The following is a 9,738-nucleotide window of genomic DNA, read 5'->3' as shown; positions in this document are numbered from 1 at the left end:
TACCATATTTTGGGTTATTTTTATCACCTCTTTCTTAACATTCAACACTTCTGGTGAAGATATATCATTATCAAGGAAGAATTTATTATGAGCAAGATAATTTCCAGGGAGCTAGAGAATGTTTTATAAAAGTTTTAGAAATAGCTGAACCTCTTAAGTTAACACGTGCTATTTATCTTAATCAAAAGTGGTTGGCTGATCTGGCTATAAAAGAAAATACTCATTTAAATGAGGTGGAAAAATTCAGAAAATTATTAAAAGAATGCTTGTTTATGGCTGACGAAAATCTGGATGAGTCATTTTTGGCTCATTGTAGAGCATCTATGGCTAATTTTGAGCAGGCTAGTGAAAATTTTGATGAAGCTAAAGAGTGGGGAGAGTTAGCCTATGAGGATTTTAAAAGGTTAGGAATGTTTGTTGATCAAGAAGAAATGAAATTATTACTTGAATCTATGGAATCATAAGTTTAATTGCAGTCACAGTTTACACCGACAAAATATAAAAGAGTAGAGATGCTTGATAGAACATCTCTACAGTAGATAAATATTCGTACCGTGAGCAACTATTGTACAGCTTTTAGTTATGACTAATGCCTAGATGTGATAGGACTGCAATTACTCACATTAATAATAGTTGTCATGGGACCAGAAGTAGCAGCTTTCTGTGCATTGGTATGAGCTAATTTTGCTAAAGCTTCAGTACCAAAATGTTTCTTTAATAAAAGCAAAGTGTTGGCAAAATCACCTTGGGAATCATACTCTTGTGTTTCTCCTACAGTGAGATGTGACTGATGATGCAAGTAATAACCAAATAATTTTTGACAATCCTGATGATATTTATCTGTCTTTAAAAAGATGTGTGTGTGCCAGAAGTGATCAGTATCTAAATCGGGAACGAGATGATAATGAGGATGATAAACGGAAATTAAAAACAAAAACATCATATACCCAGTCAATGCCCCCAAAGTTCTTTCTCTTGACCAGGGATTATCATGTTTGATATACATGAAATAACAAGCGATCGCACTAAAATCTACTTCCTGCAATTTTTCCCCAAACCCTAACTCTAATTCAGACTTTGCATACATGACATAGAAAGCCATAGCTTCCTTTTGTAGTGCGCGTAGATTATCAACTGATACAATTGGCTTAACTAGTGACATGAGTGGAACTCCTGACAAACTGCTGTATTTATGTCGTTAATACTTTTGGGATTTCTGCAAAATTCCCAGAATGGAGTTTCAAGCGGGTTGGCCAACGTTTGCTTGCTACACTTTTTAGAATCGCATTTAAATCACTTGCAAATAGCTTCAGTTTTGGATCAAAGACAAAAGTGATCCGAAACTGATCCGAAACTGATATTAAATTAATTCCAGAGACGATGTAGAGCAGAGATATGACAGAAGAGCTAGGGGAGCGGGGAGGACTTAGTTACCTTATTCTTCTATAGCACTGGCCTGATTTGGTACAGCATCTGTCAAAACCTCGCTGCCTGATTCTGTCACTAAAATATCATCTTCTATCCGTATTCCCCGCACGTCGGCGAATTGAGATAAACGCTGCCAATTCACGACATTTTCATATTTTGAGCGCACGTTAGGATCATTTAAAATCGCCGGAACTTGATAAAATCCCGGTTCAATTGTGACTAACATTCCTGGGCGTAAAGGACGATTTAACCGCAGGTAGCCTAAGCCAAAGCGCGAACTTCTATTTCTTCCCTCTTCATACCCGGCTAAATCGCCTAAATCTTCCATATCATGGACATCTAAACCCAATAAATGACCAATTCCATGAGGGAAAAACAGCGCATGGGCATCCATTTCTACTAAATCTGCGGGATTTCCTTGTAAAATTCCTAAATTTACCAAACCTTCTGCAATGACTGTAGCGGCTAATAAATGAATGTCTTCATACTCTACACCAGGGCTGATTTTGGCAATGCAAGCATCATGAGCCGCCAGCACGACATTATAAACATCTCTCTGGGTAGATGAAAACTTACCAGACACAGGCCAAGTCCGGGTGACATCAGCAGCCCAACCCATTGCGGTTTCCGCACCCACATCAGCCAGAATTAAATCACCTGGTTGTAGTGGATGGTGATAATGTTCGTTATGCAATACTTCACCGTGAACGGTGACAATACTGTTGTAGGAAGTGGTCATATTCTCACCGATAATCACCGCTTCCATTGCTGCACGGACTTCTGCTTCTCGTTTGGCTTGGGATGTCGCTGCTATCCCGGCTTTATGTGCCGCAACAGTTACAGCCGCAGCTTTTCGCAATTCAATTAATGCGCCTGCATCATGGGTGAGACGGAGAGAAATGATCGCTTTGGCTAATTCTAAATCATTTTCTTGGGGCGGTTGTTGTGGCAATACCCATCTATTTAGTAACTGGGTTTGCTGTGTCCAAGTGGCTGCATTCTGGACGGGAATTGTGGCTACACCTTCTAGATATGATTCTAATTCTGCCATTGGTCGAGCTGTATCTGCGCCTATTTGCTCGGCTATTTCGTCACGGGTGGGCATTTCTCCATGCCATAGGGCGCTGCTAGGTGTGGGATTATCTATGAATAGTTCTAGTTTGCCTGCTTCAAGGCGAATGGCGGCGTTTGGTAATGGTAAGCCGGCGAAGTAGAGGAAATGGCTACTGGCTCGAAATGGGTAAGTGTTGGCGGGGAAGTTACGGGGGTTGGTGTTTCCTGACCAGAGGATTGCGGGAAAGTTGATGCGGTTGGCTAGTTTTTGTCGGCGGTGGTGTAAGGTTTGTTTGAGCATGATTAAACGCACAGGGGCGCGGAGGTAAGCGCATTCGCCTTTAGGCGTTCCCGCAGGGTAGGTACGCTGAGTTGTTATTTTATTTTAGGGTGAGTTATGGGATTGGTGATTTTTCAGGTTGATGCTTTTACGAATAGCTGTTTTGCGGGGAATCCGGCGGCTGTTTGTGTTTTGTCTGAGTGTCGGGATGATGCTTGGATGCAGAATGTGGCGCAGGAGATGAATTTGTCGGAGACGGCTTTTTTGCTGCGACAGGATGATGGTTTTAGTCTGCGTTGGTTTACTCCCACGGTGGAAGTTCCTCTTTGTGGTCACGCAACTTTGGCTAGCGCTCATGTGTTGTGGTCTGAAGGGTATTTGTTAGCTGATGAGGTTGCCCGTTTTTATACTAAAAGTGGTGTTTTGATTGCTGAATGTTTGGGTGATTGGATTTCGTTAGATTTTCCGGTGAATTTATCTCAGGAAACAGTCGCACCAGGGGAATTAAGCGAGGCTTTGGGTGTTCGTTGTAAATCTGTGCTGCAAAATTCTCTGGGGTATTTAGTTGAGGTGGAGTCTGAGGATTTGGTGCGAGAAATGCAGCCGAATTTTCAGCTATTGAAAAAATTACCTGTGGCTGATGTGATTGTGACTAGCCAAACTGATGCAGATTCAGAATATGATTTTGTTTCGCGGTTTTTTGCTCCGGGATTAGGTATAGATGAAGACTCTGTGACTGGGGCGGCTCATTGTTGTCTGGCGGCTTTCTGGCGCGATCGTCTGCATCAAGATGAGTTTTTGGCGTTTCAGGCTTCCCGGCGCGGTGGAGTGGTGAAGGTGAGCTATCCAGGAGGCGATCGCGTGTTACTCTCAGGACAAGCAGTCACTGTAATGCGAGGCGAATTATTTACTTAAGCTGCTTCTGGCAAAAACTCAGTATCCAGAATTTGGGCAATGGTATAAGGACATTCCACGGGAAATTTACTCTGTGGTAGTTGAGTTTCATTAATAGCCGCTTTCCGTCCCCGACTGTAGGACTCTGGTAAAACCTCTTGCGGATATGATTTGAGGCTGGGACTATCTTGCAATAAATCTGCTATGCGGTAACGTTGCTCATTAATGGTATTTTGCCAAGAGCCACTGCGTAAAGTAGACTGATATTGCCACTTGAGTAAGTGCTGCAATAAAACCTCCAAGCGGCTTTTCAACTCCCGCCGTTCTGACCTGCCCAAGCTTTCAATTTCCTGAATTACTGCATCCCAGTCTACCTGTGCGAATTGTGCAGCACGAATTAATTGGACAGTTTGTTCTGTCCATCCTACAAAGTCTGTTTCATACAACTGGGCTAAAGTTTTCGGCATCGGGGTTACATACCTTTGGTGAAGTCAAAACTCAACTCTTAGCAGCAAATTGTCCCAATTTTATAATAACGTCAAACGCGGATCAAAAGAGTCACAATATTCAAAGATACTCTTATCTAACTTTCCCCAATGTCCACTAAACAGCCAAATACTAAAACTCCCATGACAGCCTGTGATTGGGCGATTGAACAATTACCTGGATTAACCGAGGAAGAACAAGGCAAACTGCAAAAATGTGGCATAAAAACCACAAAAGCGCTAATTGAACACGGAAAAACTACGGAAACGAGGGTAAATTTAGCAAATAAATTACAAGTTAATCTGCAATATGTAAATAAATGGATTGCTTTAGCTGATTTAGCCCGTATTCCTGGTGTGGGATTAGAATATTGTGGCTTGTTGCTGCACTCCGGGATTATTTCTGTAGCCCAACTCGCCGAGACACCCACCCATAGATTACACAAACAAATGATGCGTCTACAGGTATCAACAATGCAAAGACGAGATTTGTGTCCAGCCATTGATGTAGTACAACAATGGAGTCAACAAGCCCAAAAAATTGCCTAAAACTCCTTCATCGGCGTTCAATTATTCCTTAGCTAACACACCATTGAGAAAAATATCAGCCAATCCTTCCGCCATTTGCTGCATTTCTTGGGGTGAAGCATCGGGAGCCATGAGGGTATTGTTAGAAAATCCGGCGATCGCAAACATTCCCAAAAATACCTTAGCCACTAATTTGGCAAAATGACGAAACAAAGTCCCCTCAGCCACACCAGCTGCTTGGGCTAAATCACGGGTAGTAGTACCATCAAAACCCTTAGAAGCAAACAACTTCTGCGCCGCTTGTAAAATCCGGGTGCGTGTTTGTGCTTCTGAAGTTGGAGTTGAATGAAAAACTCGCATAATAATTATTCTGTAATCTGGGGAATACCACTTGTATGATTATTGTCTAATGTCAGGCAAAAAAAGCCCAGAAACCTCAATACAAGGTTAACTCACTGTTTATGACTTAGCATATTGCTCAGGTAGTGAAACTTTAGTTTTATTGTCGCTTATGAATCAGCCCAGTCGTTTAATTTTACCCGCATCAAATCGAATCACCATCACATTACGTCGGCTTTCCACCATTTTGATGGTAATGGTAATCTGCTGGTCGGGGTTACTACCAGATATAGCTCTGGCTCAAACCCAAATTGCTAATCCCCTACAAAGAATCTTACAACTGCGTCGTCAAACCCCACCAGAGACAAGTTCAATTCAACCTTATTTAGATCGGGTAATTGAACAGTTAACAGAATTTCGCCTAGATAATGGCATGAAATTCATTGTCTTAGAACGACATCAAGCCCCAGTAGTATCTTTTCTCACCTATGCTGATGTCGGTGGTGTAGATGAGCCAGAGGGTCAAACTGGTGTAGCCCACTTCTTAGAGCATCTCGCATTTAAAGGCACAACGCGCATCGGTACAACAGACTACGAAGCCGAAAAAGTTTTACTAGACCGCTTAGAAGAATTAGATGCTGAAATTAGAACCGCCAAAGCCAACGGTAAAGAAGATACCGTCGTTCAATTGCAAACGGAATTTCAGCAAATAGAATCCCAAGCAGACGCACTGATCAAACAAAATGAACTAGGGCAAATTGTTAATCAAGCTGGTGGTGTCGGTTTAAATGCTACTACATCCGCTGAAGCAACTAAGTATTTTTACAGCTTTCCTGCTAACAAGTTGAAACTGTGGATGTCATTAGAATCAGAGCGATTTCTCGAACCTGTACTGCGTCGGGAGTTTTTTAAAGAAAAAGATGTAATTTTAGAAGAGCGGCGGATGCGGGTGGATAATTCCCCCATCGGGACTATGGTGGAAAACTTTGTCGATAGGGCTTTCACAGTCCATCCCTACAGAAGACCAGTAATTGGTTATGAAGAAGATATCCGCAATCTTACCCCAGAAAATGTCCAGAACTTCTTTGATACTCATTATGTCCCCAGTAACATCACCATTGCCATTGTGGGAGATGTCGATCCGGCGGAAGTGAAAAGACTGGCAAAAATTTATTTTGGACGCTACCAAGCCAGACCAAAAGCAGCAGCTAATATACAGGCTGAACCACCGCAGCAAGAAACACGGGAATTTACTTTAGAATTACCTTCTCAACCTTGGTATTTAGAAGGCTATCACCGCCCATCAATTAGCCATCCCGATGAAGCCGTCTATGAAATTATTAGCGGTTTATTAAGTAATGGGCGGACATCGCGTTTGTATAAATCTTTAGTAGAACAGCAACGCGTAGCCTTAAATGCTCAGGGTTTTAGCGGTTTTCCTGGAGATAAGTACCCAAATCTGATGTTATTTTATGCTCTCACTGCTCCCGGTCACACAGTCGATGAGGTAGCGACAGCCTTGGGACAGGAAATTGAAAAATTAAAAGCTGAACCTGTGACGGCGGCTGAGTTACAAAGAGTCAAAACCCAAGCCAGGGCGAGTTTGTTACGCAGTCTTAATTCCAATATGGGTATGGCGCAGCAGTTATTGGAAGCAGAGGTGAAAACTGGTTCTTGGCGGAATTTGTTTCAGCAGTTGGATAACATTTCGGCGGTGACAACTGCGGATATTCAACGGGTGGCTCAGGCGACTTTTAGACCAGAAAATCGCACAATTGGCAAGCTGTTATCGAAACAGGAATAAGGGGATGAATCGCAGAGAAAAAGAGAGTAAGAGGCTAACGGCATTAAGAATGTCCAATTTAAAATTTAAACTGGGTAAAAGTAAGGGGCTATTTTATAGCTTGATTCTGGCTGTTGCTTGTTTGTTGGTCAGTTTTAACTTTTCTTTGGCAGCCACAGCCGCAGCCAAGCATTACACTGAGTTAGAACTGCCACCGTTACCCGAAATTCAATTACCTAAAAACGAGCGATTTGTACTAGATAACGGTTTAGTGGTCTATTTGATGGAGGATCATGATCTACCGTTGGTGAATGGTACGGCGTTAATTCGCACAGGCGATCGCCTCGAACCAGCTGATAAAGTGGGACTAGCTAGTTTTACTGGTACAGTCATGCGGACTGGGGGAACTAAAAAGCATTCTCCTGATCAGCTGAATGAAATATTAGAACAACGCGCCGCTAGTGTGGAAACCAGTATTGGTCAAGGTTCTGGTAGCGCTGGGTTTCAGTCACTCACTGAAGATTTAGAAACGGTGTTTGATTTGTTTGCGGAAGTGCTGAGAGAGCCAGTATTTGCCCAGGAACAGTTAGATTTAGTTAAAACCCAGGCTAGGGGTAGTATTGCTCGCCGGAATGACGATCCAGATAGTATTGCGAGACGGGAATTTCAGAAATTAATTTATGGCCAAGATAGTCCCTACGCTCGCACGATGGAGTACAGCACCCTGGATAATATTTCTCGTGAGGATGTAGTGCAGTTTTACCAGGAATATTTCCATCCCAATAATCTGATTTTGGGAATTGTGGGAGATTTTGAACCGCAGAAAATGCGATCGCTCATTCAAGCTAAGTTTGGCGACTGGAAACCCCACAGTACAATTACTCCCCCCCAGTTATTAGAAGTCAAGCCAGCGAATACAGGTGGTGTATTTTATGTCGATCAACCACAACTAACTCAGAGTAGTGTGTTAATGGGGCATATCGGCGGTAAATTTGACAATCCTGATTATGCCGCCTTGGATGTATTGAATGGAGTATTAAATGGCTTTGGTGGACGCTTATTAAACGAAGTGCGATCGCGCCAAGGTTTAGCTTACTCGGTATATGGTTACTGGAGTCCCCGCTTCGACTACCCAGGAATGTTTATCGCCGGAGGACAAACGCGATCCGATGCTACCGTCCAATTTGTCCAAGCCTTACAAGCCCAAATCAAGCGCATCCAAACCCAACCCGTCACACCAGAAGAACTAGCTTATGCAAAAGAGTCCACCCTCAACTCCTTTGTATTCAACTTTCAAGACCCCAGCCAAACCTTATCACGGTTAATGCGATACGAATATTATGGCTACCCGGCTGATTTCTTATTTCGCTATCAAAAAGCCGTAGCCGCCACCACAGCAAGTGATGTGCAACGCGTAGCCCAAGAATACCTCAAACCCGAACAAATGGTGACTTTAGTAGTAGGGAATCAAACTGCCATTCAACCACCATTAACACAGCTAGATACATCTGTAACCCCCATAGATGTAACAATTCCCAATCCCCCCTCACAGGCGCAGAATTAAAACAACCTCTTAGAGGCGCGATATATCGCGTCTCTATTTCTGAGGACTTACCCAAGAACTCTCTGAAACCCTCTTGACTTTGTGTCCTAGCGCCCTGGGGGCATACGCTGCGCGAATGTGGTTTGTTTTCTCATAATTTTGCGTAAGTCCTATTTGTATCGAAAAAACTTATCAAAACATCTGTTTTTCAGACCTAACTACTTAATTTTTGTCTATAAAATTATCACAAACTATTGACTTTTATGCCTCAAATTGGAAAATATAATTAGATACGATAATTTTGAGAATAAACTTCTGTGTGTCAGGTCATATAAAATTTTAATAGCCGTATTTAAGGAGTCAATTACATGGCAACGATAAAAATTTACGACTTGTACCCTATTGATAGCCAACAGGTACTTAATCAAATCACAGAAGAACAAATGAAGATATTGGAGGGCAGACAAGGAATTGGATTCATGCCAGGAATCAATAATATAAATAACCTACCTTTATCGAATAGAATCGATAATAACTTAGATAATCTGATTTTTCGCTTGAGAAACCAAATGGGTACAGTAATTTTTGGTGCTAGCAATTTTTTCAATGAAGGGTTAAATTCCTTTTAATTAATTTTTGTAATGATCATAGTGTCAGTGCATTTTGAGTTTAATTCACTTAAATATGCACATTTTTTTATATAAATTGATATTTACAGCACTTTGCAAGTATAGCAGGGGACTAACTACAGCAAGTTGCAGATATATGAGGTACAAAAAGCAATAGTGAAACTCTTGTGGGGTGGGCATCTTGCCTGCCCTTTTGTACGAAAACCTACCAAACCTTTGCTTGATCCTCCCTTACGGGGAGGGGCTAGGGTGGGGTGACATAATTGTGGTAATCGTAACTAATTAAACGGACATGATATTACTGGGGACTCGGTACTCGGTACTGGGTTAAGACCCTTTTAGTGTCTCGGTTTTATTTAAATAAATATTCACTAAATCAACCTGAAAACATCAAATAAACCTCACCCCCTAATCTTCTTGTGTAGTGCTATAAATATCTTTTTTAAAAAGACACAAGTATTGAATATATGTCTTTTTCAAGAGAGTTTTAGGCTTGACTTTCTGATTTTCGATCAATAAAAATAACAGTAACAGTTAAGCAAACACACATTGATTGTTTACCCATTAGGTAACTATTTATAGGGCTATTACAGGATTAAAAGTAATCAGTAATCCATTTGAACAACAGGGATTTTCTGCATTATTAATAATCTCGGAGAGCCACCTAGCTTCGACAATCTTCTGTGAACTTGGTTAATTGAGACAAGACTATTAGGAGTAAATCATGGCTAATATCACACTTTCTCAACTACACGCTGCTGGTTCTGAATTGTTCA

The 9,738-nt window shown here is 41.7% G+C and carries 10 protein-coding genes; 6 read left to right on the top strand and 4 right to left on the bottom strand.

Annotated elements, in window-relative coordinates; all coding sequences use genetic code 11:
• Positions 1 to 53: 53 nt before the first annotated feature.
• Positions 54 to 464, top strand: coding sequence for a tetratricopeptide repeat protein (locus ACM0OP_RS22555; RefSeq protein ID WP_414530653.1), 411 nt, complete (start codon positions 54 to 56; stop codon positions 462 to 464).
• Between the two features lie 122 nt (positions 465 to 586).
• Here ACM0OP_RS22555 and ACM0OP_RS22550 read toward each other — a convergent pair whose 3' ends face one another.
• Positions 587 to 1,162 (bottom strand): glycine-rich domain-containing protein, encoded by a 576-nt coding sequence (locus ACM0OP_RS22550; RefSeq protein ID WP_414530652.1) that lies wholly within the window; start codon positions 1,160 to 1,162, stop codon positions 587 to 589.
• A 273-nt stretch (positions 1,163 to 1,435) separates the two neighbouring features.
• Entirely contained in the window at positions 1,436 to 2,782 is a 1,347-nt protein-coding gene (locus ACM0OP_RS22545; protein WP_414530651.1) for an aminopeptidase P family protein, read from the bottom strand.
• Positions 2,783 to 2,878: 96 nt separating this feature from the next.
• Here ACM0OP_RS22545 and ACM0OP_RS22540 point away from each other — a divergent pair, with 96 nt between their 5' ends.
• Positions 2,879 to 3,676 (top strand): PhzF family phenazine biosynthesis protein, encoded by a 798-nt coding sequence (locus ACM0OP_RS22540; RefSeq protein WP_414530650.1) that lies wholly within the window; start codon positions 2,879 to 2,881, stop codon positions 3,674 to 3,676.
• On the opposite strand, the gene ACM0OP_RS22535 is transcribed toward ACM0OP_RS22540, so the two are convergent.
• Positions 3,673 to 4,122, bottom strand: coding sequence for a DUF29 domain-containing protein (locus ACM0OP_RS22535; RefSeq protein ID WP_414530649.1), 450 nt, complete (start codon positions 4,120 to 4,122; stop codon positions 3,673 to 3,675). The genes ACM0OP_RS22540 and ACM0OP_RS22535 overlap by 4 nt on opposite strands.
• Before the next feature lie 129 nt (positions 4,123 to 4,251).
• Here ACM0OP_RS22535 and ACM0OP_RS22530 point away from each other — a divergent pair, with 129 nt between their 5' ends.
• Positions 4,252 to 4,689 carry a DUF4332 domain-containing protein gene (locus tag ACM0OP_RS22530; protein WP_414530648.1) on the top strand — a complete coding sequence of 146 codons (438 nt, stop codon included), beginning with the start codon at positions 4,252 to 4,254 and terminating at the stop codon, positions 4,687 to 4,689.
• A gap of 21 nt (positions 4,690 to 4,710) precedes the next feature.
• Here the strand turns inward: ACM0OP_RS22530 and ACM0OP_RS22525 are convergent, their stop codons facing one another.
• Positions 4,711 to 5,028 (bottom strand): TetR/AcrR family transcriptional regulator, encoded by a 318-nt coding sequence (locus tag ACM0OP_RS22525; protein ID WP_414530647.1) that lies wholly within the window; start codon positions 5,026 to 5,028, stop codon positions 4,711 to 4,713.
• 151 nt (positions 5,029 to 5,179) lie between these two features.
• Here ACM0OP_RS22525 and ACM0OP_RS22520 point away from each other — a divergent pair, with 151 nt between their 5' ends.
• The 3 genes from ACM0OP_RS22520 (at position 5,180) to ACM0OP_RS22510 (ending at position 8,962) form a co-directional block, all read left to right on the top strand.
• The gene (locus tag ACM0OP_RS22520) at positions 5,180 to 6,811 is read left to right on the top strand and encodes a M16 family metallopeptidase (RefSeq protein WP_414530646.1); all 1,632 of its coding nucleotides are present in this window, start codon (positions 5,180 to 5,182) and stop codon (positions 6,809 to 6,811) included.
• Between the two features lie 49 nt (positions 6,812 to 6,860).
• Entirely contained in the window at positions 6,861 to 8,354 is a 1,494-nt protein-coding gene (locus ACM0OP_RS22515; RefSeq protein ID WP_414530645.1) for a M16 family metallopeptidase, read from the top strand.
• Positions 8,355 to 8,701: 347 nt separating this feature from the next.
• Complete coding sequence (locus tag ACM0OP_RS22510; RefSeq protein WP_414530644.1) at positions 8,702 to 8,962, top strand: hypothetical protein; 261 nt, start codon at positions 8,702 to 8,704, stop codon at positions 8,960 to 8,962.
• Positions 8,963 to 9,738 lie beyond the last annotated feature (776 nt).

Origin of the sequence: Nodularia chucula CCY0103, assembly GCF_963923915.1 — a bacterium.
Classification (GTDB): domain Bacteria; phylum Cyanobacteriota; class Cyanobacteriia; order Cyanobacteriales; family Nostocaceae; genus Nodularia; species Nodularia chucula.
The sequence above is the reverse complement of the archived record's forward strand: the minus strand, read 5'-3'. Positions and strand labels throughout refer to the sequence as shown.

Excerpts from the sequence above, each read along its gene's own strand:
- ACM0OP_RS22535 (WP_414530649.1), bottom strand. The coding sequence starts at position 4,122 with ATGCCGAAAACTTTAGCCCAGTTGTATGAAACAGACTTTGTAGGATGG.
- ACM0OP_RS22550 (WP_414530652.1), bottom strand. The coding sequence starts at position 1,162 with ATGTCACTAGTTAAGCCAATTGTATCAGTTGATAATCTACGCGCACTA.
- ACM0OP_RS22525 (WP_414530647.1), bottom strand. The coding sequence starts at position 5,028 with ATGCGAGTTTTTCATTCAACTCCAACTTCAGAAGCACAAACACGCACC.
- ACM0OP_RS22515 (WP_414530645.1), top strand. The coding sequence starts at position 6,861 with ATGTCCAATTTAAAATTTAAACTGGGTAAAAGTAAGGGGCTATTTTAT.
- ACM0OP_RS22545 (WP_414530651.1), bottom strand. The coding sequence starts at position 2,782 with ATGCTCAAACAAACCTTACACCACCGCCGACAAAAACTAGCCAACCGC.
- ACM0OP_RS22510 (WP_414530644.1), top strand. The coding sequence starts at position 8,702 with ATGGCAACGATAAAAATTTACGACTTGTACCCTATTGATAGCCAACAG.
- ACM0OP_RS22530 (WP_414530648.1), top strand. The coding sequence starts at position 4,252 with ATGTCCACTAAACAGCCAAATACTAAAACTCCCATGACAGCCTGTGAT.
- ACM0OP_RS22520 (WP_414530646.1), top strand. The coding sequence starts at position 5,180 with ATGAATCAGCCCAGTCGTTTAATTTTACCCGCATCAAATCGAATCACC.
- ACM0OP_RS22540 (WP_414530650.1), top strand. The coding sequence starts at position 2,879 with ATGGGATTGGTGATTTTTCAGGTTGATGCTTTTACGAATAGCTGTTTT.